The following is a 22,263-nucleotide window of genomic DNA, read 5'->3' as shown; positions in this document are numbered from 1 at the left end:
GGCACAAGGCCGGGATGACGAGGGAGTGATCGAATGCGTGGAATTGCCGCTCTGCTGCTCGTGTTGCTTGCGACTGGCCCGTCGCTCGCGCAGACGGCGGCGATGACGACGACGGACCCCTATCGGTGGCTCGAGGACAAGGACGGGGCGCGGGCGCTGGCTTGGGTGGAGGCGGAGAACGCTCGGACGTTGCCGCGGCTGCAGGACGACCGGCGCTACGCCACCTTCTACGCCGAAGCCCTGACGATCGCGTCGGCGCGCGACCGTATTCCGGCCCCCGATCTGACGGGCGGCCGCGTCCTCAACTTCTGGCGCGATGCCGAGCACCCGCATGGCGTGTGGCGGTGGACGACCGAGGCCGACTACGCCAATCCCGAGCCGCACTGGGCGACGCTGATCGATGTCGACGCGCTCGGCCGGGCAGAGGGCAAGAGCTGGGTATGGAAGGGCGCGACCTGCCTGCAGCCCGAGGAGCGGCTGTGCCTCGTCGCGCTGTCCGAAGGCGGCGAGGATGCGGTGGAATATCGCGAGTTCGACCTGGTCGCGGGTCGCTTTGTGAACAACGGCTTCGTTCTGCCCAAGTCGAAGCAGGATGCGACGTGGCTCGACGCCGACACGTTGCTGGTCAGCCGCGACTGGGGACCCGGGACGACGACGGCATCGGGCTATCCCTTCGTGCTCAAGACGGTGAAGCGGGGCGAGCCGCTGGCACGGGCGACGGAGATCTTCCGCGGCGCCGTCGGCGATCAGGTGTCGACCGGGGCCTACACGTTGCGAGACTCGCAAGGGCACCAGGCGGTGTTCATCACCCGCGGCCTCACCTTTTTTGGAGCCGAGACGCTGTTGCTGACGCCGCACGGGCCGGTCAGGCTCGATCTGCCCGCCCGCACCCGGCCGAGCGCGCTGATCGACGGGCAGGTGGTGTTCTCGACCAGCGACCGCTGGGGTGACGTGCCCGCGGGTGCGATCGCGTCGGCGCCGTTGGCCGAGGTCGAGCACGGGGTGCTGAGGCCGGCCTTGATCTTCGCCCCGGGTCCGCGTCAGTCGATCGAGGGGTTGGGCCAGACGCGCAACCACCTCTTGGTCGTGGTCAACGACAATGTCCGCGGGCGCGCCTTCGTCTGGAGCCACGGGCCGGGCGGCTGGACCAGCCGGCCGCTGACGCTGCCCGACAATGCTACGGTCGGGGTGGTCACCGGCACGTTGCGCAGCGACCATGCCTATCTCAGCGTCACCGGCTTCCTGTCGCCGACGACGCTCTATGCGCTCGATGCCGCGGCGGGGCAGCCGGTGCGGGTCAGGACGACGCCAGCGCGGTTCGACGCGAGCGGGCTCGTCGCCGAGCAGTTCGAGGCGACCTCCTCTGACGGGACGCGCGTGCCCTATTTCGTTGTCCATCGCCGCAACGCGCCGCTCGACGGGACGACGCCGACGATCATGACCGCCTATGGCGGGTTCGAGCTGTCGATGACGCCCAGCTATTCGGGGTCGATGGGCAAGTTGTGGCTGGAGCGGGGCGGCGCGTTCGTGCTCGCCAACATCCGCGGCGGCGGCGAGTTCGGGCCCGGCTGGCACGATGCGGGCCGCAAGACGCATCGACAGGTAATCTATGACGACTTCGCCGCCGTCGCCCGCGACCTGTTCGCGCGACGGATCACCAGTGCCGCGAAGCTGGGCATCTATGGCGGATCGAATGGCGGGCTGCTGATGGGAGTAGAGATGACGCAGCATCCCGAGCTGTGGCGCGCCGTCACCATCCAGGTGCCGCTGCTCGACATGGAGCGCTACGAGCAGATCGCGGCGGGGGCGTCGTGGGTCGACGAATACGGCTCGATGAGCGTGCCCGACGAGGCGGCGTTCCTGCACCAGATCTCGCCCTATGCGCAGCTGCGGCGCGGCGTCGTCTATCCGGAGCCCTATATCTGGACGACAACCAAGGACGACCGTGTCGGGCCGCAGCATGCCCGCAAGTTCGCGGCGCGGATGCATGAGTTCGGGCTGCCCTATCTGTTCTACGAGGACACGGCGGGGGGCCATTCGGGTGACGCCGACATCGCACAGGGGGCGCGGCTGCAGGCGCTGCAGATGGTCTATTTCGCGCAGAAGCTGATGGGACCGGCGCTGTGATCGGGGAACGCGGTTGCGGCTCGGCCGTTTTCCGTTCGTAACGAACAGAGGAGTGTCATTGTGGGCAAGGGCATATTGCTGTGGCTGATCGGCGTGCCGATCCCCGTCATCCTAGTGCTCTGGCTGCTTTTCTTCCGCCACTAGGCGCGATCCGGGGCCGGGGGGCGCATCGTTGCACTGCAGCAGACCTGCTGGCAGAGGGTAAACGATGACCGCTCCCGACCCGTCCACGCCCTTGTTCCTGGAAGCAATCGTCAAGCAGCAGGCGGTCGCCGCGACCTATAACCGCGTCGAGCTGACGCTGGCGCCGCATATCCTCTACACCAAACATGGCGATCTCCATGTCGATGCGGTGACGCTGGAGCGCGACGGACGTCCGCCCAAGGAGGCCAAGCTCGGCACGTTCAAACTGGCCGGATTGAGCGCCGTCCGGCTGACGCCGCGCCGGTGGGAGCCGAGCGCGCTCTATGAAGCAGCGGCGGAACGGTATCAGGGTGAGGTGGTGATGGCGGTCGGGGGCTAGGTCCGGCCGCTCGTCACAGCGGGTTGTTCGCGCCGCGCACGTCGGGAGCTGCCACCGTCAGGCAAGCCCGCCACGGCCTCGCCAGCAGGAGCAGCGCGGCCTGGGATCGCTCACGCAATCTCAGGCCGCTCAATCTTCACCGGCAACGCACCTGCGAATTGTTCTGCTCGACCGCCCGGCCGGCGACCGCGCCCAGTGCTGCACCGAGCAGCGTGCCGACGGTGCGTGAATGGCCCCCGTCGATGACGTTGCCGAGCACGCCGCCCGCCGCGCCGCCGACGATCAGCCCGGTGGTGCCGTCCGATCGCCGGCAGTAATAGCGGCCGTCATTGCCGGCATAGACGCGGTCGTCGGCGCTCAGCACCGTCTCCGAGCTACTCTGACGATAGTAACGCGAAGGATCGTAGTTCGGATCATAGCGATCGTCGTCATAGCGCTGGTTGTTGTAGCTCGACGGCGCATTGTAGCTCGTCCGGCTGCGCGTCTGAGCGTAGTAATCGGCCTCCTGACGGAAGCGCTGATACTCGCTGTCGAACCGCTGCTGCGCGGCGCGGAAGCGGGCGTCGTCGGCGCGGCTCTGCGCCATCGCGGGTGCAGCGGCGGTGGCGAGCGTCGCGACGACGGCCGCGGCAGTGAGAAACCTGGTGAGCATGAGATGTCCTCTCGGTTGTACAGGCCCGGCGCGCTGGCCGGACAACGGGTCAATACGGTTTCGGGAGCGTATCGTTCCCGCGGGCGGGCGGGAGCACCCAGCGGAGCAGATACGGCCTTTCGGCCAAAATTGTCGAACTTGGCGCAGATCAGCGTTATCGCCGTGCCGGAAGTTGTCGAACTTGCCGCATCCCGTATCAATCCTAAGGGCCGGCGCCGTCGCCGATCATCGCCAAGGCCGTCGCCAGATCGGTTTTCGGCGGCGGCGCGGCGAGGTGGTGGTCGAGCACCTTCAGCGCCATGCGATCGTCGAAATGGCGGGGCGTCTTCACCCCGCCGTCACAAAGCTGTCCATCACCCGCTTCCGCCCGGCAGCGTCGAACTCGATCTCCAGCTTGTTGCCCTCGATCTCGGCGATCAGGCCGTGGCCGAACTTCTGATGGAAGACGCGCTGCCCGACGCTCAGATCGCTGCGACCCCTATTGCCCAGGCTGATTGCGGGGCCGCGTGATTCGACGATACGGGCGGGTTCGCGGGTGAAGGTGCGCTGGGTCCAGCTGCCGCCGTCGCGCACCGCCGCCGCGGGCGCGTCGAGCGTGCCTGCCGCGCGCTGCCAGCCCGGGCCGCGGCCGGTGCCGCGCGCGACGTTGGCGAACGGATCGGCATGCTCGCTCCAGTTGGCGCGCCACAGCGATTCACCGCCGCTCATCGTCGTTTCGCTATCGGTATGCTCGGGCGGCAGCTCGCCGACGAAGCGGCTTGGCAGCGATGAGGTCCACTGGCCGTAGATGCGGCGGTTGGCGGCGTGGAGGATGATCGCGCGCCGCCGCGCGCGGGTAATCGCGACATAGGCGAGGCGGCGCTCCTCCTCGAGGCTGCGCGTACCGCCTTCGTCGAGCGCGCGCTGCGAAGGAAACAGGCCCTCTTCCCAGCCGGCGAGGAATACCGTGTCGAACTCCAGCCCTTTGGCGGCGTGGATGGTCATGATCGTGACCTCCGGTACGCGTGTGTCGCCCTCGCGCTCCATCACCAGGCTGACATGCTCCAGGAACGCGCCGAGCGTTTCATACTCCTCCATCGCGCGGACCAGCTCGGACAGGTTCTCCAGCCGCCCGGCCGCCTCGACCGACTTCTCGGCCTGCCACATCGCGGTGTAGCCGCTCTCGTCGAGCAGCTGGCGGGCGAGTTCGGGGTGGGGCAGCTCGGCCGCCATGTCGCGCCAGCGCGCGATGTCGCCGATCAGGTTGCCGAGCGCGCGCCGCGCCTGCGGAGTCAGCTCGTCGGTGTCGAGGATGCGCGCGGCGGCGACGGTGAGCGGCTCGCCCGCGCGTCGCGCGAGCGTGTGGAGCTTGGCCAGCGCCTTGTCGCCCAGCCCCCGCTTGGGGACATTCACGATCCGCTCGAAGGCGAGGTCGTCCGCAGGCTGATTGACGATGCGCAGATAGGCCAGCGCGTCGCGGATTTCCGCGCGCTCGTAGAAGCGGAAGCCGCCGACGATCTTGTACGGCATGCCGATCGCGATGAAGCGGTCTTCGAACTCGCGGGTCTGGTGGCCGGCGCGGACGAGGATCGCGGTGTCGTCGAGGCTGACGCCGTTACGCTGGCAGGCCTCGATCTCCTCGCCGACCCGGCGCGCCTCTTCTGGGCCGTCCCAGACGCCGAGCACGCGGACCTTCTCGCCTGCGTCCAGCTCGGTCCATAGCTGTTTCCCCAGCCGGCCGGTATTGTTGGCGATCACGCCGCCAGCGGCGCCGAGGATGTGCGGGGTGGAGCGGTAGTTCTGTTCCAGGCGGATGACCTTTGCACCCGGAAAGTCATGCTCGAACTTGAGGATGTTCTCGACCTGCGCGCCGCGCCAGGAATAGATCGACTGGTCGTCGTCGCCGACACAGGCGATGTTCTTGCGGCTCTGGGCGAGCAGGCGGAGCCAGAGATATTGGACGCTGTTGGTGTCCTGATACTCGTCGACCATGATGTAGCGGAAGCGCTGCTGATAGGTCTCCAGCACGTCGCGATGGGTGCGCAGGATGACCAGCATGTGCAGCAGCAGGTCGCCGAAGTCGCAGGCGTTCACCGCCTTCAGCCGGTCCTGATACCGCTGATACAGGTCGCCGCCGCGCCCGTTGGCGTAGCGTTCGCTCTCGCCCGCGTCGATGTCTGCGGGGGTCAGCCCCTTGTTCTTCCACTCGTCGATCAGCCCGGCGAGACTACGCGCGGGAAAGCGCTTTTCGTCGAGATCGGCGGCAAGGATCAGCTGTTTCAACAGGCGCAGCTGGTCGTCGGTGTCAAGGATGGTGAAGTTCGACTGCAGCCCGGCCAGCTCGGCATGGCGGCGCAGCATCTTGGCGCCGATCGCGTGGAAGGTGCCGAGCCACGGCATCCCCTCCACCGCCTCGCCGACGAGGCGGCCCACCCGCTCGCGCATCTCGCGCGCCGCCTTGTTGGTGAAAGTGACCGAGAGGATCTCCGACGGCCACGCCTTGCGCGTGAAGAGCAGGTGCGCCAGCCGCGCGGTCAGCGCCGCGGTCTTGCCCGTGCCCGCGCCCGCCAGCATCAGCACGGGGCCCTCCGTCGTCAGCACCGCTTCGCGCTGCGGCGGGTTGAGGCCACGCAGATAGGGCGGGTCCGACAGGGCTTGCGCAGGCTCGTTCACCTATGAACAGGTAGGGAACGCTGGGGCCGGGAGCAATCCCGGACTGCGCCCAGACCGCGCCTGGTCCGCGGGCGGTGCCGGGCCGCCGGACCTATCCGGCTGGCAAGCTTGTCATTTTGCTGTAATCGATCCGTCAGCCGGATGGCGGCACAGGTGGGCATTGATGCAGGCCAAGACGACGACCGGACCGGCAATACCGGGCGCGTGGATGATCGCCGGGGCGGGGCTTGGAATCACGGCGATCACCGGGCTGATGTATCGCGCGGGGCTGAAGGTCGACCTGGGCGCACCCAGCACCTGGCCCTTCTATATCTGCGCGCTGGTGGTGATCGGCCTGTGCGTGGGCCTGCGCAACCCGGTCAACCGGCGGCAGCATCTGGTCCGCGACCTCGCCGAGTATCTGGGCCTGGCGACGCTGATCGCGCTGTTCGGCGCGCTGGCGAGCTATCCGCAAGCGGCCGAGAGCCAAGGCTTCATCGATGCGGCGCTGACGCGCGCGGATGCGGCGATCGGGTTCGACTGGCTGAGCTGGTACCGCGTCGTCGCCGCGCATCCGGTGCTGCAGGTGGCGGGGCGGCTAGCCTATGACAGCATCTTCTGGATGCCCGCAGCGATCCTGGCGGCGTTCGCGGCCAACGGACGGCGCGATCGTGCGCGCGGGATGATCGCGGCGCTGGCGGTGGCGGCGGCGACGACGCTGGCGCTGTTCCGACTGATGCCTGCGGTCGGGCCGCTCGCCTATCTGTGGCACGGGCCGGTGCCATACATGCCGGTCAGCGCGCTGTGGCAGCCAGAGCTCATCCCGCCGCTGCGCCAGCATCAGATCCATTACGTCGACGTCGGCGCGCTGCGCGGGCTGGTGTCGATGCCGAGCTTCCACACCGCCGCGGCGGTGATCTTCATGGTGTCGGCCTGGACGACGCCGCAGCTGCGCTGGCCGGTGCTCGGGGTCAATGCGGCGATGCTGCTGGCGACGCCGGTCGAGGGGACGCATTACCTCGTTGACATGATCGCGGGCGCCGGCGTGGCGGCGGCCAGCCTGTTGCTGGTGGCGCTGGTCCATGCGCAGATACTGCCGCGGCTGTCGCGACGCGACCGGGCGATGCGGATGGCGCTGACGCGCTAGCCCGCGGCGGCGCGGAGCAGCGTCAGCTTCGCCTTGCCGTGGACCCGCTCGGCGTCGGCGACGAAGCCCTTCACCGCCACCGTCTCGTCGCGTGCCGTCTCCAGGCTGACCCACGTCGCGAGACCGGTCCAGCCCAGCCGCGCCAGCCTGTCCAGCGCCACCACGCCCGCGCCCGTGCCGTAGGGCGGGTCCATCAGGATCAGGTCGAGCGGGGCCGGGGCAGGGCCGAGCGCGAGCACGCTGGCGGCGCGGACTTCGCCGGCAAGCGCCAGCGCGCGCAGGTTGGCGCGCAGCGCGTCGAGCGCGGCGCCGTCCTGCTCGACGAACAGACACGACGCTGCGCCGCGCGACTGCGCCTCGATCCCGAGCGCGCCAGAGCCCGCGAACAGGTCCGCAACGGTCAGGCCTTCGAAGCTGCCGATGCGGCTGACCAACATCGAGAATAGCGCCTCGCGGGTGCGATCGGCGGTGGGCCGCGTCGTTTCGCCAGCCGGTGTGGCAAGGGCGCGGCCGCGACAAGCGCCGGCAATCACCCGGAGCTTCTGGCGCGAGACGGCGTGCGCGGTTGAGGGTTTCTTCACCGCCGTGCCGTAGCGCGCCCATCGGGGGGCGGCCAACAGGAGTTGGAAGCCATGACATATCAGTTCGGCAAGGCCGTGTCCGGCGGACGGCCGATCACGACGGACGAGATCCGCGATCTTCAGGTCGAGCAGCTGCAGGCGCTGCGCAGGCAGTTGGCCCGCCCGGAGCCGACCGCCGATCCGCTTGACCGCCGGCTTGCGGAGGAGCTCGGCTATTCGGAGCGGCTGCTGGCGATGGCGGAGGACGAGCTGAAGCGCCGCGGCGGACCGCCCGCCGTCGTCCGCGCGCTGCATGAGGCGGCAACGGTGGTGGAGGATGTCGCGGGCGTCGTCGAGGCGAAGGATCGCTGCGAGGGCGTGCAGCGCGCCTCGCCGGAGGTGAAGCGACGGCTGCTGCGCGACGGCGCCGCGGGCAATGGCATCTGCAGGCGGTAGCGCCCGCCGTTCACCGCTGATCGCGCAGTTGCTGCGAGATCATGGCCGGGAGGGCGCATCAGCGCTTCTTCGGCGGCCGCGCGTTGGGGCGGGGTTTGGGTTTGGCCCAACCCGCCTTGCGCTGCGGCCTGGGCAAGCGGGACGCAGACTCCGCCTCCTCTCCGGCCCCGGCGGGAAGGCTGACCGGTTGCGGCGCTGCCGGTTTGCTGCGCGCCGGTTCGTCACGGCGCGCGACCGGGAGCGGCTGGGCACGGATGATCCCGCCGCGTGGGCGCGTAGCAGCCGGACGCCGGCCCGCGCTTGAGCGGGGTTCCTGCGCCTCGGTGGATCGCGGTTTGGGCAGCGCCGGCCGACCGGGCGCAGGTCCGCTCCTGCCGTCGGCGAGCGGTTTCGCCGGCGCCGCGGGGCGAGCCCTTGTTCGCACCGCACCGCCCGCCGTCACCGCCACCCGCTCCTCCACGCGCGGGCGTTTTGCCGCGAGCGCCTGGCGGAAGGTGGCGATGTCCTGGCCCCGCACCTCGCCGACCGCGCCCGGGGGAAGTTCACCGAGCACGAACGGGCCGTAGCGGGTACGGATCAGGCGGTTCACCGCGACGCCCAGATGCTCCAGCACGCGGCGCACCTCGCGGTTCTTGCCCTCGGTCAGCGTCAGCTCGATCCAGGCGTTAGCGCCCGTCCGCCGCTCCAGATTAGCGTCGATCGAGCCGTAGCGGACGCCCTCGATCTCGATGCCGTGGATAAGCTCTTCCAGCGCCTCTTGGCCGACGCGCCCGTGCGCGCGGGCGCGATAGGTGCGCTCGACCCCGGTGGCCGGCAGCTCCAGCTGGCGCTTCAGCCCGCCATCGGTGGTGAGCAGCAGTAGCCCCTCGGTGCCGGCGTCGAGCCGGCCGACGGGCACGACCCGCGGCAGGCCGGCCGGCAAACGGTCGTAGATGGTCGGTCGGCCGCGAGGATCGCGCTCCGTGACCAGCAGGCCGACCGGCTTGTGATAAAGAAACAGCCTCGCGGGCTCCGGGGCCGCCACGGGGTTGCCGTCGACCGTGACGCCGCGAAGTGAGGTGAGCACCGTCGCCGCGGTCGTCAGCGGCGTGCCGTCGAGCGCGACGCGGCCCTCGGCGATGTAGCGTTCGATCTCGCGACGTGAAGCGATGCCCGCGCGGGCGAGGAGCTTGGCGATCCTCTCGCCGTCGCGCGGGGCATCGTCGCCGGTGCGGTTGGGGTCGATGGGCCGTGCCATGCTTGCGGCGCATACAGCGCTTCTTTGCCTTCGGTCAGAAAATCGTTGCGACTCGGCGGCGTTCCGGGCGTTAAGGAGCGAACGAAAGGGGGCCGAACGTGTTCGGGCGGAGGAAACGGCACATTACCCGGTTGCTGATCGTCGAGGACGAGCCCCTGGTTGCGTTCGACAACGAACATGTCCTGACCGATGCGGGCTTCGAAATCGTCGCGACGGTGGATCGTGCAGGTGCGGCGCTGGCGGCACTTCGCGCGCATGACGATATTGATCTGGTGGTCGCCGACGTGCGGCTGGCGGACGGATCGGGCGTCGACGTCGCGCGCGCGGCGCAGGCAGCCGGCATCGCAGTGCTGTTCGTCACCGGCCAATGCCCGGCCGAGGCGCGCGCGCTGGCGATCGGGTGCCTCGCGAAACCCTATGCACCGCGCGATCTGGTGGCGGCGATCCAGGCCATCGAAACGAGGATGGAAGGCAAAGCGCCGCGCCGGCTGCCGACGGGGTTGACGCTGTTCGGAGACGACAGCGGAGGGATGGCCGTGCCGCGCGACGCTGGCTAGCCCGGCCGGCCCGGCCGTCTCGCGATCAGCCGACGCTATCCGCCTGCGGCAGTCGGGCCTCCACCTCGTCGTGGAAGGCGCGGATGCCGGTCTCCAGCGTGCCCAGCGTCACCCGGTCGACCGCGCCCGACTGCAACCCTTCCTGCCCAAGCGCGGCAGCGCGGAAATCCTCGCTGGCGAAGACACCGCCGTCGAGCAGGGTCCAGCTCTTCTCCCAATGCGCACGCGCCCGATCGCCTTCGGGTCCGGTGGCGGGCGGCTCCGGGATCAGCATGAAATCCTCGACCAGCACGCGGTCGTGTGCCTGCGGCATCATCACCATCAGATTGACGTAGTCGGGGCTGACGATGAGCAGCGTGCCGGGAAACAGCTGATAGGTATAGGTGATCGCGCGGCGCAGCGTCGGCCAGTCCTCCGCGCGCACTGCGGCGGCGTCGATCTCGCGCCCCACTGCCGAGCGCCGGTGCGGGCCGATCGTGTCGCCGCTGGTGACGCCGTCTTTGAAGAACGGGCCGATCGTCGCGGCGTGGAGCCGCTGGACATGATAGCTCTCCAGAAACGCATCCATGATGAGCTTCCAGTTCGCGGCCACGTCATGGGTGCGGCGGCGGAACAGGTGCAGCCCCGCCAGCCCGAAGGCGTCGAAGTCGTGGCCTAGCGTATCGGCATGGTCGAAGTCCGCCTGCCCACCTTCTTCGACGTCGAAGCTGAACCAGATCAACCCGCCCGCTTCGCGCGTCGGCAGCCGCTTCAGCGCAAAGTCAGCCTTGTCAAGGCCCGGGAAGCTGTCGGGGCGCGGCAGCCCGGTGAGGCGGCCGTCCAGTGCATAGGTCCAAGCGTGATAGGGACAGACCAGCCGCGGCGCGCAGACCGGCTCGCTGCCCTCGACCAGCCGGGTGCCGCGGTGGCGGCAGACGTTGAGGAAGACATGGGCTTCGCCCTCGGCGTCGCGGGCGATCAGCAGCGGCTTGCCGAAGCCGTCATGCGGGACCGCCATGTTGTGTTCGGGCAGCAGCGCCGACGGCGCGATGACCAGCGGCGCGCGCGCGAAGATGCGCGCCTGTTCGACGGCGTGGCGCTCGAACGAGGTATAGGCGGTCGCATCGACATGCGTGACGCCGCGGTTCCCCCGTGAGCCGCCGTCGGCGAGCTGCTGCGCCAGCGCGAGCTGGCCGGCGGTGGGCCGCATCGACGCGGGTCGGCGCTCGACGGTCACGGACATGGCTACCTCTCCCGCATTTTCTCGCTAGTGTCCGCTCGTTCGGGTTCGGGAGCAAGACTTGATGGTGACGGCGGCGGTGCGACCGAAGGGGTTCTGGTTGCTGGGCGTGGCGTTGCGGTCGCGCAAGGCGGGGGCGATGCTGGCGTTCGGCTTTTCCTCCGGGCTGCCCTTTGCGCTGCTGATCGGCACGCTGACGGCGTGGCTGGGAGAGGCGCACATCAACCTCGCGACCATCGGGCTGTTGTCCTGGATCGGGCTGGCGAGCGCGTTCAAGTTCCTGTGGTCGCCCGCGGTCGATCGCCTGCGGCTGCCCGGCGTCGGGCGGCTCGGGCGGCGCAAGGGCTGGATCGTTACCTGTCAGGCGGTGATCGTTGCGGCGCTGCTGGGTCTGGTCGCGACCGATCCGCGTGTGGCGATAGGCCAATTCGCGCTGTTCGCGTTCCTGGGCGCGCTGGCGTCGGCGACGCAGGACATCGCGATCGACGCCTGGCGAATCGATGCCGCGGATGCAGCGACGCCGGTCGAGGTGTTGTCGGCTGTCTATCAGCTGGGGTTCCGCACCGCGTCGATCGTCGGCGGCGCGTTCGCGCTCCACCTGGCGGTGTCCATGAGCTGGCCCGCGGTCTATGCGGTAATGGCGGCGTTGATGGGGGCGGCGCTGTTGATCGGGCTCGCCGCACCCGACACACCGACGCCGCCCGACGCCGCCGCGGTCGAGGCGGGCGAGCTGGACGAGCGCACCCGCGGCATCGCGCTGGCGGTGGTGGGGGTGTGCTGGGGCTGGGCGATCGTGACGCTGATCGGCTTCATGGCGTCGGTGCTGGCGACTCCGCCGGCGGGCGCGAAGCCGCCGTCGACGGCCGAGTTCCTCAAATTCTACGGCCCGCTGATTGTTGCGGCGACCGTGCTCGCGCCGCTGGGCGTTGCGGCCGTGCTCAATGTCCTCAGGGCGCGCCGTGCCGCGCCGACGGCGCGCGTCGTCGCGGCCGGTGGATCGCACGGCGGGCTGCGACGGGCGGCGGATCACCTCTACCGCGCGCTGGTCGCCCCGCTGACGGAGCTGGTCGGGCGGCTGGGCTGGGGCGTGCTGTTCGTGATCGCGCTGATCCTCAGCTACCCCTTCTGCTACAATGTCTGGGCATCGTTCGCGTACCCCTTCTACCTCGATTACATGCACTACACGAAGGACGAGGTGGCGTTCGCGTCCAAGGTGTTCGGGATCATCATGTCGATGACCGGGATCGCGCTCGGCGGCACGCTGTTTCTCAAGCTCGGGCGGTTTCCGACGGTACTGCTCGGAGCCGCGCTGCCGATCTTTGGCAATTTCGTCTATGCCGACCTGGCGGACGGCGCGGTGCATATCGACGCGGTGCTGGGTGCGCTGGGACTGGACCGGCTGGCGGCCTGGGCGGGCAGCGACCTCAGGATGGCGCGGCTGCTGCTGACGATCGCGTATGAGAATGTCTCGACCGGCCTCGCGGGGGCGGCGTTCGTCGCCTATGTCTCCAGCATCGTGTCGAAGAAGTTTCCGGCGGTGCAGTACGCGCTGCTGTCGTCGCTGACCTTCCTGATCGGCTCGCTGGGGCGCGGTATCGCGGGCGAGATGATCGACCGCTACAGCTATGCCCCGGTTTTCCGATGGACTGCGGCGGCCGGGCTGGTGGCGATCGCGTTCGTCCTGCTGGAATGGTGGCGCGCGGCATGGGCCGCGCCGACTGTCGAGGCAGGGGATACCGGCGAACGCGCCTAATCGGGCAGCTCGTCGTTCAGTCGCAGCACGTCGCCCGCGAGATAGAGCGAGCCTGCGATCAGGACCGACTCGATCGGCGTTTTCGCGAGCCAGTCGAGCGCGGCCGCGACGTCGCCTGAGGTCGCGGCCAGCGCGCCGAGATCGGCCGCCAGCGCGGCCAGCGCCGCGGGCGCGTGGTGCGTGTGGCCGGGGACCGGCACGGCGACGACGCGCATGCCGGGCGTGACGAGCGCGCGGAGCACGCCCGCCGCATCCTTGTTGGCGAGCAGCCCGACGATCAGTGCGGTCGGGGCATTGTCGGCCCAGCTCCCCGCGATAGCGGCGGCGGCCGACGGATTGTGCGCGCCGTCGAGCCAGGCGCCGCGGCGGCGCTGCGCGGGCGGCAGGCGGCGGACGAGAGCGCCGTCGCCCAGTCGCTGCATCCGCGCCGGCCAGCGTGCAGAGCGAAGTCCCTGCGCGAGGGCGTCGGGACCGACCGGGAGCGCCCCCTGGCTGCGCAGCATCGCGACGGCGAGCGCCGCATTGTCGGGCTGATGCGGCCCGGCGAGCGCGGGGCGCGGCAGGACCAGCTCGTCCTTGCCGTCGCGAAAGCGAAGGCCGCCTTCCGTCTCCGTCACCTCCCAGGCCTTGCCCCGGATCAGCAGCGGCGCGCCGCGTGCCGCCGCCACCGCGCGCACTGCTTCGGCCGCGGCGGGCGGGTAGGCCAGCGTGACCAGCGGTACGCCGCGGCTAGCGATGCCAGCCTTCTCGAAGGCGATGCGCGCGGCCGGATCGATCGGGACGCCGGCCTCGGGCGCGAGCAGGAACGCCTCATGGTCGATGCCGAGCGCGGCGATGCCGCACACCGCGGGCGCGGGGAGTACGTTGGTCGCGTCCAGCCGCCCGCCCAGCCCGACCTCCACCACGCATGCGTCCGCCGGGATCCGCGCAAAGGCGAGGAATGCGGCCGCCGTGGTGACCTCGAAAAAGCTGGCGTTGAGGTCATCCGCCTGGTCGAGCACCTCAGCCAGCAACGGCGCGAGCGCGTCGTCGTCGATCAGCATGCCCGCGATCCGGATGCGCTCGTTGAAGCGGACCAGATGCGGGCTGGTATAGGCGTGGACGCGATACCCCGCCGCCTCCAGCGCTGCCCGCAGGAACGCGCAGGTCGAACCCTTGCCGTTGGTCCCGGCGACGTGAAACACCGGCGGCAGCGCGCGGTGCGGATCGCCCAGCCGCGCGAGCAGCCGCGTGATGCGGTCGAGGCCGAGCGTGTCGGTGCCCGGTCCGTGCGCGAACAGCCGATCAAGCTGCGCCTGCACGGCGGGCGAGGTCGAAATGGCGTGGTCGGGCATCGGGCCGCGCGCCGTGAAAACCGCGGTTTACCCCGCGACCTTTTCGCCCGCCGTCAGGTAGCCGATCACCGTCGCCAGCCGCGCCTTCAGCTGGTGGCGGTGAACGACCATGTCGATCAGCCCATGCTCCAGATAATATTCGCTCGTCTGGAAGTCGTCGGGCAGCTTTTCGCGGATCGTGTTCTCGATCACGCGGCGGCCGGTGAAGGCGAGGGTGGCGCGCGGCTCGGCGATCTGAATGTCGCCCAGCATCGCATAGGCGGCCATGACGCCGCCGCTGGTCGGATCGGTCAGCACGACGATATAGGGCAGGCCGGCGTCGCGCAGCATGTCGATCGCCACCGTGCTGCGCGGCATCTGCATCAATGACAAGATGCCCTCCTGCATCCGCGCGCCCCCGCTGGCGGTGAAGATGACATAGGGGCAGTGCTCGCGGATCGCGTTCTCGACGCCACGGACGAACGCCTCGCCCACCGCCAGCCCCATCGAGCCGCCCATGAAGGCGAAGTCCTGCACCCCGACAACCGCCGCGTGCCCGTCGATCCGGCCGTGCGCGTTGACCAGCGCGTCCTGCTCGGCGGTGTCGGCGCGCGCCGCCTTGAGACGATCGGCATAGCGCTTCGAATCGCGGAACCTGAGCGGGTCTTCCGCCACCTTGGGCGCGGCGATCACCTGCCAGCTGCCCTCGTCGAACAGTTCCTTGAACCGTTCCGACGGGCCGATGCGGTCGTGATGATCGCATTTGGGGCAGACGAACTGGTTCTCCTCCCATTCCTTGGAGAAGACCATCTGCTCGCAGCCCTTGCACTTGTGCCAGAGGTTGTCCGACGTGACCTTGGGCTTGGCGCCGAAGGACAGTGCGTTGCGGACGGAATTAAGCCAGCTCATGCGGCAGCTTCCCTTGCGGTCGCGTCGATCGCGGCCCTGAGGCTGCGGATATAGGACAGGATCGCGGCGGGCGCAGCATCGCCGCGCGCGCCGACCAGCTCCACGATCGCGGAGCCGACCACGACTCCGTCGGCGACCCGGGCGACGGCGGCCGCCTGGTCGGGGGTGCGGATGCCGAAGCCGACCGCGACGGGCAGGTCGGTGGCAGCCTTGAGCCGCGCGACCGCCTGCTCGATCGAGGCGGCGGCGGCCTGCTGCAGCCCGGTGATCCCGGCGACGGAAACATAATAGAGGAAACCACTCGCCCCGTTCAGCACGGCCGGCAGGCGCGCGGCGTCGGTGGTCGGGGTGGCGAGGCGGATTGGATGGATGCCCTGCGCGCGCAGGGCAGGGCCGAGCCGGTCGTCCTCCTCGGGCGGCAAGTCGACGCAGATCACGCCATCGACGCCTGCCGCGGCCGCCTCGCGCGCGAACCACTCCGCGCCGCGGCGGAGCATGGGGTTGGCATAGCCCATCAGGACGAGCGGGACGTCGGCGTACCGCTGGCGAAAGCCCTTCGCGATCAGCAGGATGGCGGCAGTCGTTGTGCCCGCGTCGAGGCTGCGGATGTTCGCCGCCTGGATGGCGGGGCCATCGGCCATCGGGTCGGTGAATGGCATGCCCAGTTCGATGATGTCGGCTCCGCCCTCGACCAGCGCGTCGAGAATGGCGGGGGTGGGACCGTCGCCAGCGGTGACGAAGGTGACGAGCGCCGCGTGGCCTGCGCCGAAGGCGGCGGCGAGGCGATTCACCGGCGAACGAACTTCACGATGCCGAACACGGCAACGATCAACAGCAGAACGGTTACGGGCAGAATAAGCAGGCGATACGGCGCGACTGTTCGCAGGATGGGCTCCAACTCATCAAAGGTCATATCGCCACCCCCAGCGCCTCGGCGACGGTGAAGATGTCCTTGTCGCCGCGGCCGCACAGGTTCGCTAGGATGATCTGGTCCTGCCGCATTTCCCGTGCCTTGCGCGTCACAGCTGCAATCGCGTGCGAGGGTTCGAGGGCAGGGATGATGCCTTCGGTGCGACAGAGCAACTGGAACGCATCCAGCGCCTCGGCATCCGTCGCACTGTCATAGTCGACCCGCCCAATTTCCTTCAGCCAGGCATGCTCGGGGCCGATACCGGGATAGTCCAGCCCGGCGCTGATCGAGTGCGCCTCGGCGATCTGGCCGTCCTCGTCTTGGAGCAGGTAGGTGCGGTTGCCGTGGAGCACGCCGGGGAAGCCGCCCGCCAGCGACGCCGCGTGCTGCTTGTCGAGGCCGTGCCCCGCCGCTTCGACGCCGAGCATCCTGACATCTGTGTCGTCGAGGAAGGGATGGAACAGCCCGATCGCGTTGCTGCCGCCGCCGATCGCCGCGACGAGCAGGTCGGGGAGGCGGCCGGTGCGGCTGAGCATCTGCGCGCGTGCCTCGGTGCCGATCACGCTCTGGAAATCGCGGACCAGCTCGGGATAGGGGTGAGGCCCGGCGGCGGTGCCAATGATGTAGAAGGTGTCGTGGACGTTCGCGACCCAGTCGCGCAGCCCCTCGTTCATCGCGTCCTTGAGCGATTGCGAGCCGCTCGACACGGCGCGAACTTCGGCGCCCAACAGCTTCATTCTAAAGACATTCGGCTGTTGCCGCTCGATGTCCTTGGCGCCCATGTAGATGACGCAGGGCAGGCCGAAGCGTGCGCAAACGGTGGCGGTGGCGACGCCGTGCTGCCCCGCGCCGGTCTCCGCGATGATCCGCGTCTTGCCCATCCGGATCGCGAGCAGGATCTGGCCGATGCAATTGTTTATCTTGTGCGCGCCGGTGTGGTTGAGCTCATCGCGCTTGAACCAGACCTGCGCACCCCTGCCTGCCGGTGCATTGGCCCGCAGCGCCGTGGTCAGCCGCTCGGCATGATAGAGCGGGGAGGGGCGGCCGACATAATGTTCGAGCAGGTCGTCGAACTGCGCCTGGAACGCGGGGTCGGCCTTTGCCGCGCGATACTCGCGGTCGAGGTCGAGGACCAGCGGCATCAGCGTTTCCGCCACGTACCGGCCGCCGAACTCGCCGAAATGGCCACGTTCGTCGGGTTGCAGGCGAAAGGAATTGGGGGCGTTCATCGATTGGGCTCTACGCAATCCGTCAGGCGGAAGCGACCGCCTTCAGAAACCCTTCAATCAGGCCGGTGTCCTTGATGCCGGGCGTGATCTCGACCCCCGACGACACGTCCACCAGCGTCGCGCCCGTTCGCGCGATTGCCCCGCCGACACTGTCGGCGTCGAGCCCCCCCGACAATATCCATGGCAGCGGATGAGCGAAGCCGTCGAGCAGCGTCCAGTCGAAGCGTAGGCCCATGCCGCCGGGCAGCGATGCCCCGGGCGGGGGCTTTGCGTCGTACAGCACCCGGTTGACCGCACCGACAAAGCCGCGCGCTGCATCCAGGTCGGCACGCAGTTTGACCGGCACGCCCGCCCAGGTCTCGAGGCCGAACCGGCCGCGGATCGCCGCCGCACGCGCCGGGTCGACGCGGTGCAGCTGGACGGCGTCAAGCCGGGCAGTCGCCACCGCCTGGTCAAGCAGCGCGTCGTCGGGATCGACGAACACGCCGACCTTGGCGACGTGCGCCGGAACCCGCGCGGCCAGCTCCGCCGCGCGACGGAAGCTGAGATCGCGCGGCGACGGGGCAAAGAAAACGAAGCCGACATGGCTCGCTCCCCCGGCAATCGCCGCGTCGAGCGTTTCTGGCGTTGAAAGGCCGCAGATTTTGGCGGTGGCGCGCATGATGACGCTATAGGCGGCCGCGATGGACGAGCAACAGCGCATCGCGGTGATCGGGTCGCCGGGCGGCGGCAAGTCGACGCTGGCGACCGCGATCGCGCACGCGACGGGCTTGCCGCTGGCGCATCTGGATCGGCTGTACTGGCGTGCCGGCTGGATCGAGGCCGACAGGGCTGCTTGGCGCGCGGAGAATGTCAAGTTAGTGGCGACCGACCAGTGGGTGATCGACGGCAATTACGGTTCAACCCTCGCTACGCGCCTGCAGCGCGCCACGCTTGTGATCTGGATCGACCTGCCGACCTCCACCTGCCTGACAGGCGCGCTGCGGCGGGCCTGGCGCTATCGGCGCGGCGGGCGGCCTGATATGGCCGATGACTGCCCGGAGCGGCTTGACTGGGCATTCCTTGCATTCCTGCGCTACATCGCGACGTTCAGACGGCGGAGGCGGGCGGTGATCGCCGCAGCGCTGGCGGCAAGCGGCGTGCCCTTGGTGCAGCTGACCTCCACCGCCCAGCGCGCGGCGTTTCTGCGGCAAGTGGCGGCCGGCGGACTTGCAACGGCTACGGCATCGCCAGACTAGCGAGCTCGCGCGCAGAGATGCCGTAGGTGGCGCAGATGTGATCGCGAAGCCGCGCCTTTTCGGCGGCCATTGCGAAATAGGCCCGCTCTTCGGCCGCTTCGGCGCGGACGTCGACGGTGAACTGGTCGGGAACCAGCGCCTCCCAGGTCAGGTTGTGGAGGGCGGCCGCGCGGCGCACATCGGCGACGAGACGGGCGCCATCTTCCTGTGCCTGCTCCACCATGGCGATCCGAACGCGCGAGGGCGCGTGCGGTGCCGGTCAGCCGCGGCGTCGTGCCTCCGGCGCGGCGTAGAAGCGCGCCATGGTCGCAGCGTCGAGCTCAACGCCGCTCGCCTCTGCGACCATGCGGCGATCGAGCCGTCGTCATGGCCGGCGGCGCGGAGTTGCTCGATCTCGTCGGAGATCATGCCGATGAAGGCGGGCAGTGGAAAGCGCTCGTCGGGCAGGTCAAGCTCGCGGCGGAGTGCGCGCTGTGCCGCCATCGCCTGCGGCAGCGTGACGGTGTCCGTCATAACGTGGCTCCGATGGCGCGGGCGGCAGTGTCCGGATCGGCAGCCTGGGTGATAGGGCGGCCGATCACCAGGATCGAGGCGCCCGCGTCGAGCGCGGCGCGCGGGGTGACCGTGCGCTTCTGATCGCCGGCGTGCCCATCCGCCGGGCGGACGCCGGGGACGACAAGAAAGCCTTTGGGCCAGCGCGCCCTGGCCGCGGCGACCTCCACGCCCGAGCAGACGATGCCGTCCAGCCCCGCCTCGCACGCAAGGTCGGTCAGCCGCTCCACCTGATCGTGCGCGCTGTCCGCGATGCCGGTTGCGGCCAGGTCCTGCGCGTCGAGGCTGGTCAGCATGGTGACGCCGACCACCTTGGTGTGCGGCGGCGCGGCGGCCTTGGCGTCCTCCAGCATCGAGCGGCCACCTGCCGCATGGACGGTAAGGATCGCCGGTTCGAGCGTATGCAGCGCCTGTACCGCCTTGGCGACGGTGTTGGGGATGTCGTGGAGCTTCAGGTCGAGGAAGATCGGCAGGCCGAGATGCGCCATCTCCCGCACACCGGCCGCGCCGTTGGCGGCGAAGAACTCCAGCCCCAGCTTGAGGCCGCCGACATGATGGCGGACCCTGGTGGCGATGTCCCGGGCGCGGCCGATGTCGGGCGTGTCGAGCGCAACGTAAATACGGGAGGTCATGGGATGCGGCTGGTCATGGGAGGGCGGCGACGTCGGCAGCTGCCGGGACCACCACCGGTTCGGACGCGGGCAGGCTTACGCGCAGCGCCTCCACCGTGCGCTCGGTGGTCTGGAGCCGCTGCCGCAACCGCCAACGCGCGGTCAGATGGTAGATCCACATCGGCATGAAGCCGGCGAGAAAGGTGACGAGGAGCAGGAAGGGCAGGTTCACATCCGCGACCAGCCCGCTCCACAGGTTGATGCCGACCCGCGTCCAGTTGCCGTAGGTGAACAGCGCCGCGACAAAGGCGGCGAGGAACAGGAACAGATACCGCAGGAACCGCATGGGGGGAGGCTAGCGGGGCCGGCATGCCATGGCCAGCCCGCCTTGCTATCCGATCTCGGTGCGCAGGCTTGCGATCAGCGCTGGGACGGCGGTCAGCCGCGGTGCCTCCTCGTCCAGGATCGCCAGGAACGCGCGCCGCTTCAGCGCGGCGATGCGGCCCGGCGGCAGGCGCTTGGGCGCGGTCGAGACGGTGATGTCGATCAGCCGCTCGGCGCCGTGGAGGCGGCCCCACAAATAATCGTTCTCGCGATAGGCGCGGCTGAAGAAGGCGCCGAAATTGTTGAACTGGATGCCTTTCAGCGTCGCCTCGGCGCCACCTGAACGGATCGCGGCAGCGTCGTCGGGGGAGATGCGGTCGACCTTGATCGCGTCGAACTCGTCCAGCCCCTCGCCGCCCAACAGCGGCAGCGTCGCGACGTCGAACCAGGGAAAGCCTAGATAGGTTAGCAGCAGCGGCCGGCGCTGCGGCATTGCCAGCTGCGCGAGCGCCACCGCCAGCGCCGCATCGGTGTCGTCGTCGAGCCGCTTCAGGTCGAGCGACGTCTCCAGCGCGTCGGCGATCCCCCGCCAATCGGGCCGGCCGGTCCGGGCGAGCGATCGGATCGCCGGGTGCGCGTCGGGGCGGCGGCGGTCGAGGTAGCTGGCCAGCGCGGCGTATATTGCATCGCGCACCGGGGCGAGCGCCGCCTCGTCGCCCTCGGCTTCGCCCTCCAGCGCTGCCAGGCCGCGGGCGAGCAGGCGGAGGCGGCGGACGCGATACCCAAAGTCGAAGGCGCGGAGGAACGGGATGCATGCTTCCCCCTCCAGCCCGTCGACCAGCGCCTCGTCGAGCGCCGCGGCGACCGTCGCGGCGGAGCGGCGGCTGCTGGTTGCGGCGACCAGCTCGCCCAGCGTGTCGAGGATGCCGGCGATCTTGAGGTGGAGATAGGCGGCATGGGCGTAGCCGGCGTTCGCCACCGCCGCTTCATGCGCGCGGTTGCGCCAGCCCTTGAGGCGGTCGGGGGTAGGTCGCTTGCTGTCCAGCTCGGGACCGAGCAGCGCCTCCACCTCCGCCTCTACGGTCGGCCGGATCGCGGTTACGATGCCCCGCAGCCGCTCGGTATGCGCCGAACGCGCGGCGATCGCCTCCAGATTGTCGCGGATCGGCTGCTGGCGCGGCAGGTCGCTGAGCGCGCCAAGGATGGTCTGGAACCAGCCGGGCTGCGCGTCGCTCGCGCTCAGGTGGATCTTGGTGCCGGGCGAGGGGTCGACATAGACGAAGCGACGGTCGACCGCGCGCCGGGCGGGACGTCGCCGCAGCGCCTCGATCGCGGGGCGGAACGGCGCGTTGGCGAGGACAGAGCCGTCGATCAGCACCGCTTTGTCGGCCGCGCCCGCCGCCGCCTGGCGCGGCAGGACGCGGTCGAGAAAGGCGCGGCGGCCGGGCCAGGCGCGGCGGCGCTGCTTCAGTACGGCATCCAGCTCGCCCACGGTGAAGGGCGGGAACGCGCCGGGGAAGCTGGACGTCGCGCGCGCCGCGAAGGCGAGTTCGGGGATCGCCGCCAGCGTCTCCACCGCCGCGCCGCCATCGGTGAATGCCACTACCACACGATGCTCGGTTTCGACCACTTCGGGCGGGGAGTTGAGCGTCAGCCGCTCGGGATGGCCGCCGAAATCGGTGACGGTGACGAACAGGTCGAGCGGCTGGCCGGCGGGCAGCAGGCGCGGGCCCCGCGGCGATGACGCCATGGCCTCGAGTGCGTCGAGGAGCAGCCCGGTGAAGCCCGCGCCCGAAAAAGGCGGCTCGAACCAGCGCGAGCGCACCAGATGCGACAGCTTCGCCTTGACCTCCGCCTGCGTCGCGTCGTCGAGTTCGTGGAGCTTGTCGGCGCTGCGCCCCGCCGCCATCCACGCGATCGGCCTCGCCCACATCTTGCTGAACCGTGAGCCGGGCGCCGCGTCGGGGCCGATCAGCGCCTCGACATCCGCGCTGGCGAGCCACAGGTCGGTCAGCGGGTCGAGGCTTTGCCCGGTCGCGATCGCTTGGGCGAGGAAGATGCCGTTGATCCCGCCCGCCGAGGCGCCGGCGACGATGTCGGGAAGGACGCGGAGGCGGACGCCCGCATGCTCCTCCAGCGCGTCGAGCAGCGCGTGGTAGACGCCCTGGCTACCGGCGGCGGGCGTGGCGCCGTCGTGGCGCGCACGGCTGGCGGCGGCGAGGCGCCACACCTCCTTGGTGATGCCGTGCATGTAAACGGCCAGGCTGACGCCGCCATAGCAGACCAGGGCGAGGCGGAGTTCAGTCTCGCGCACC

Annotated in this window: 23 protein-coding genes and 1 pseudogene; 7 read left to right on the top strand and 17 right to left on the bottom strand. The window is 69.7% G+C overall.

What is annotated here, in order from left to right:
- The first annotated feature begins 33 nt into the window (after positions 1-33).
- Together ACP2AD_RS11010 and ACP2AD_RS11005 are read left to right on the top strand one after the other, a co-directional pair.
- Positions 34-2,127 carry a prolyl oligopeptidase family serine peptidase gene (locus ACP2AD_RS11010; RefSeq protein ID WP_425230098.1) on the top strand — a complete coding sequence of 698 codons (2,094 nt, stop codon included), beginning with the start codon at positions 34-36 and terminating at the stop codon, positions 2,125-2,127.
- Positions 2,128-2,335: 208 nt separating this feature from the next.
- Positions 2,336-2,650: a hypothetical protein gene (locus ACP2AD_RS11005; protein ID WP_425230097.1), complete on the top strand. Its 315-nt coding sequence runs from the start codon at positions 2,336-2,338 to the stop codon at positions 2,648-2,650.
- A 136-nt stretch (positions 2,651-2,786) separates the two neighbouring features.
- Here ACP2AD_RS11005 and ACP2AD_RS11000 read toward each other — a convergent pair whose 3' ends face one another.
- The 3 genes from ACP2AD_RS11000 to ACP2AD_RS10990 all read right to left on the bottom strand — a co-directional run bounded on the left by ACP2AD_RS11000 (position 2,787) and on the right by ACP2AD_RS10990 (position 5,954).
- A complete protein-coding gene (locus ACP2AD_RS11000) occupies positions 2,787-3,302 on the bottom strand; it encodes a glycine zipper 2TM domain-containing protein (RefSeq protein ID WP_425230096.1) in 516 nt (171 codons plus the stop codon).
- 202 nt (positions 3,303-3,504) lie between these two features.
- The gene (locus ACP2AD_RS10995; protein ID WP_425230095.1) at positions 3,505-3,633 is read right to left on the bottom strand and encodes a hypothetical protein; all 129 of its coding nucleotides are present in this window, start codon (positions 3,631-3,633) and stop codon (positions 3,505-3,507) included.
- A complete protein-coding gene (locus tag ACP2AD_RS10990; protein WP_425230094.1) occupies positions 3,630-5,954 on the bottom strand; it encodes an ATP-dependent helicase in 2,325 nt (774 codons plus the stop codon). The genes ACP2AD_RS10995 and ACP2AD_RS10990 overlap by 4 nt, the downstream gene beginning before the upstream one ends.
- A gap of 163 nt (positions 5,955-6,117) precedes the next feature.
- Here ACP2AD_RS10990 and ACP2AD_RS10985 point away from each other — a divergent pair, with 163 nt between their 5' ends.
- Positions 6,118-7,080 carry a phosphatase PAP2 family protein gene (locus ACP2AD_RS10985; RefSeq protein ID WP_425230093.1) on the top strand — a complete coding sequence of 321 codons (963 nt, stop codon included), beginning with the start codon at positions 6,118-6,120 and terminating at the stop codon, positions 7,078-7,080.
- Here ACP2AD_RS10985 and rsmD read toward each other — a convergent pair.
- Positions 7,077-7,661: a 16S rRNA (guanine(966)-N(2))-methyltransferase RsmD gene (rsmD, locus tag ACP2AD_RS10980; RefSeq protein WP_425230092.1), complete on the bottom strand. Its 585-nt coding sequence runs from the start codon at positions 7,659-7,661 to the stop codon at positions 7,077-7,079. The genes ACP2AD_RS10985 and rsmD overlap by 4 nt on opposite strands.
- Positions 7,662-7,712: 51 nt before the next feature.
- On the opposite strand from rsmD, the gene ACP2AD_RS10975 reads away from it, so the two are divergent.
- Positions 7,713-8,096, top strand: a complete 384-nt coding sequence (locus ACP2AD_RS10975) for a hypothetical protein (RefSeq protein ID WP_425230091.1) — start codon at positions 7,713-7,715, stop codon at positions 8,094-8,096.
- A gap of 478 nt (positions 8,097-8,574) precedes the next feature.
- On the opposite strand, the pseudogene ACP2AD_RS10970 reads toward ACP2AD_RS10975, so the two are convergent.
- Positions 8,575-9,282: pseudogene (locus ACP2AD_RS10970) on the bottom strand (pseudouridine synthase); the annotation flags it as partial.
- Positions 9,283-9,431: 149 nt separating this feature from the next.
- On the opposite strand from ACP2AD_RS10970, the gene ACP2AD_RS10965 reads away from it, so the two are divergent.
- Positions 9,432-9,890, top strand: a complete 459-nt coding sequence (locus ACP2AD_RS10965; protein WP_425230090.1) for a response regulator — start codon at positions 9,432-9,434, stop codon at positions 9,888-9,890.
- Positions 9,891-9,915: 25 nt separating this feature from the next.
- Here ACP2AD_RS10965 and ACP2AD_RS10960 read toward each other — a convergent pair whose 3' ends face one another.
- The gene (locus ACP2AD_RS10960) at positions 9,916-11,112 is read right to left on the bottom strand and encodes an aromatic ring-hydroxylating oxygenase subunit alpha (protein ID WP_425230089.1); all 1,197 of its coding nucleotides are present in this window, start codon (positions 11,110-11,112) and stop codon (positions 9,916-9,918) included.
- 61 nt (positions 11,113-11,173) lie between these two features.
- Here ACP2AD_RS10960 and ACP2AD_RS10955 point away from each other — a divergent pair, with 61 nt between their 5' ends.
- Positions 11,174-12,862 carry an AmpG family muropeptide MFS transporter gene (locus tag ACP2AD_RS10955; protein WP_425230088.1) on the top strand — a complete coding sequence of 563 codons (1,689 nt, stop codon included), beginning with the start codon at positions 11,174-11,176 and terminating at the stop codon, positions 12,860-12,862.
- Here the strand turns inward: ACP2AD_RS10955 and ACP2AD_RS10950 are convergent.
- Genes ACP2AD_RS10950 through ACP2AD_RS10925 form a run of 6 tightly spaced genes read right to left on the bottom strand, consistent with a single transcriptional unit; the run spans position 12,859 to position 17,884 of the window.
- Positions 12,859-14,196: a bifunctional folylpolyglutamate synthase/dihydrofolate synthase gene (locus ACP2AD_RS10950; protein ID WP_425230087.1), complete on the bottom strand. Its 1,338-nt coding sequence runs from the start codon at positions 14,194-14,196 to the stop codon at positions 12,859-12,861. The two genes, ACP2AD_RS10955 and ACP2AD_RS10950, sit on opposite strands and share 4 nt — an antisense overlap.
- Positions 14,197-14,223: 27 nt before the next feature.
- Complete coding sequence (gene accD / locus ACP2AD_RS10945) at positions 14,224-15,084, bottom strand: acetyl-CoA carboxylase, carboxyltransferase subunit beta (RefSeq protein ID WP_425230086.1); 861 nt, start codon at positions 15,082-15,084, stop codon at positions 14,224-14,226.
- A complete protein-coding gene (gene trpA, locus ACP2AD_RS10940; RefSeq protein ID WP_425230085.1) occupies positions 15,081-15,875 on the bottom strand; it encodes a tryptophan synthase subunit alpha in 795 nt (264 codons plus the stop codon). Before trpA ends, accD begins: the two co-directional genes overlap by 4 nt.
- The gene (locus ACP2AD_RS10935; protein WP_425230084.1) at positions 15,872-15,997 is read right to left on the bottom strand and encodes a hypothetical protein; all 126 of its coding nucleotides are present in this window, start codon (positions 15,995-15,997) and stop codon (positions 15,872-15,874) included. Before ACP2AD_RS10935 ends, trpA begins: the two co-directional genes overlap by 4 nt.
- Complete coding sequence (trpB, locus tag ACP2AD_RS10930; protein ID WP_425230083.1) at positions 15,994-17,223, bottom strand: tryptophan synthase subunit beta; 1,230 nt, start codon at positions 17,221-17,223, stop codon at positions 15,994-15,996. The genes ACP2AD_RS10935 and trpB overlap by 4 nt, the downstream gene beginning before the upstream one ends.
- Before the next feature lie 22 nt (positions 17,224-17,245).
- Positions 17,246-17,884: a phosphoribosylanthranilate isomerase gene (locus ACP2AD_RS10925; RefSeq protein ID WP_425230082.1), complete on the bottom strand. Its 639-nt coding sequence runs from the start codon at positions 17,882-17,884 to the stop codon at positions 17,246-17,248.
- A 22-nt stretch (positions 17,885-17,906) separates the two neighbouring features.
- Here ACP2AD_RS10925 and ACP2AD_RS10920 point away from each other — a divergent pair, with 22 nt between their 5' ends.
- Entirely contained in the window at positions 17,907-18,461 is a 555-nt protein-coding gene (locus tag ACP2AD_RS10920; protein ID WP_425230081.1) for a topology modulation protein, read from the top strand.
- Here the strand turns inward: ACP2AD_RS10920 and ACP2AD_RS10915 are convergent.
- The 5 genes from ACP2AD_RS10915 to ACP2AD_RS10895 are packed head-to-tail and all read right to left on the bottom strand — an operon-like array spanning position 18,442 to position 22,262.
- A complete protein-coding gene (locus tag ACP2AD_RS10915) occupies positions 18,442-18,639 on the bottom strand; it encodes a hypothetical protein (RefSeq protein ID WP_425230080.1) in 198 nt (65 codons plus the stop codon). The two genes, ACP2AD_RS10920 and ACP2AD_RS10915, sit on opposite strands and share 20 nt — an antisense overlap.
- Positions 18,609-18,974, bottom strand: a complete 366-nt coding sequence (locus ACP2AD_RS10910) for a hypothetical protein (protein WP_425230079.1) — start codon at positions 18,972-18,974, stop codon at positions 18,609-18,611. Before ACP2AD_RS10910 ends, ACP2AD_RS10915 begins: the two co-directional genes overlap by 31 nt.
- Complete coding sequence (gene pyrF / locus ACP2AD_RS10905) at positions 18,971-19,645, bottom strand: orotidine-5'-phosphate decarboxylase (RefSeq protein ID WP_425230078.1); 675 nt, start codon at positions 19,643-19,645, stop codon at positions 18,971-18,973. The genes ACP2AD_RS10910 and pyrF overlap by 4 nt, the downstream gene beginning before the upstream one ends.
- 13 nt (positions 19,646-19,658) lie before the next feature.
- Positions 19,659-19,970, bottom strand: coding sequence for a lipopolysaccharide assembly protein LapA domain-containing protein (locus tag ACP2AD_RS10900; protein WP_425230077.1), 312 nt, complete (start codon positions 19,968-19,970; stop codon positions 19,659-19,661).
- Positions 19,971-20,015: 45 nt separating this feature from the next.
- Positions 20,016-22,262 (bottom strand): patatin-like protein, encoded by a 2,247-nt coding sequence (locus ACP2AD_RS10895; protein ID WP_425230076.1) that lies wholly within the window; start codon positions 22,260-22,262, stop codon positions 20,016-20,018.
- Between the last annotated feature and the right edge of the window lies 1 nt (position 22,263).

The organism is Sphingomonas sp. (assembly GCF_965248875.1).
Lineage (GTDB): Bacteria > Pseudomonadota > Alphaproteobacteria > Sphingomonadales > Sphingomonadaceae > Sphingomonas.
Note: the sequence above shows the minus strand (reverse complement) of the source record. Positions and strands in the feature narration are given on the sequence as shown.

Bases quoted from the DNA above. Each gene is read 5' to 3' on its own strand.
- ACP2AD_RS10900 (WP_425230077.1), bottom strand. From the start codon at position 19,970: ATGCGGTTCCTGCGGTATCTGTTCCTGTTCCTCGCCGCCTTTGTCGCG.
- ACP2AD_RS10925 (WP_425230082.1), bottom strand. From the start codon at position 17,884: ATGCGCGCCACCGCCAAAATCTGCGGCCTTTCAACGCCAGAAACGCTC.
- ACP2AD_RS10935 (WP_425230084.1), bottom strand. From the start codon at position 15,997: ATGACCTTTGATGAGTTGGAGCCCATCCTGCGAACAGTCGCGCCGTAT.
- ACP2AD_RS11010 (WP_425230098.1), top strand. From the start codon at position 34: ATGCGTGGAATTGCCGCTCTGCTGCTCGTGTTGCTTGCGACTGGCCCG.
- ACP2AD_RS10920 (WP_425230081.1), top strand. From the start codon at position 17,907: ATGGACGAGCAACAGCGCATCGCGGTGATCGGGTCGCCGGGCGGCGGC.
- trpB (WP_425230083.1), bottom strand. From the start codon at position 17,223: ATGAACGCCCCCAATTCCTTTCGCCTGCAACCCGACGAACGTGGCCAT.
- ACP2AD_RS11005 (WP_425230097.1), top strand. From the start codon at position 2,336: ATGACCGCTCCCGACCCGTCCACGCCCTTGTTCCTGGAAGCAATCGTC.
- ACP2AD_RS10985 (WP_425230093.1), top strand. From the start codon at position 6,118: ATGCAGGCCAAGACGACGACCGGACCGGCAATACCGGGCGCGTGGATG.
- ACP2AD_RS11000 (WP_425230096.1), bottom strand. From the start codon at position 3,302: ATGCTCACCAGGTTTCTCACTGCCGCGGCCGTCGTCGCGACGCTCGCC.
- ACP2AD_RS10975 (WP_425230091.1), top strand. From the start codon at position 7,713: ATGACATATCAGTTCGGCAAGGCCGTGTCCGGCGGACGGCCGATCACG.
- accD (WP_425230086.1), bottom strand. From the start codon at position 15,084: ATGAGCTGGCTTAATTCCGTCCGCAACGCACTGTCCTTCGGCGCCAAG.
- ACP2AD_RS10910 (WP_425230079.1), bottom strand. From the start codon at position 18,974: ATGACGGACACCGTCACGCTGCCGCAGGCGATGGCGGCACAGCGCGCA.
- ACP2AD_RS10950 (WP_425230087.1), bottom strand. From the start codon at position 14,196: ATGCCCGACCACGCCATTTCGACCTCGCCCGCCGTGCAGGCGCAGCTT.
- ACP2AD_RS10955 (WP_425230088.1), top strand. From the start codon at position 11,174: ATGGTGACGGCGGCGGTGCGACCGAAGGGGTTCTGGTTGCTGGGCGTG.
- ACP2AD_RS10960 (WP_425230089.1), bottom strand. From the start codon at position 11,112: ATGTCCGTGACCGTCGAGCGCCGACCCGCGTCGATGCGGCCCACCGCC.
- pyrF (WP_425230078.1), bottom strand. From the start codon at position 19,645: ATGACCTCCCGTATTTACGTTGCGCTCGACACGCCCGACATCGGCCGC.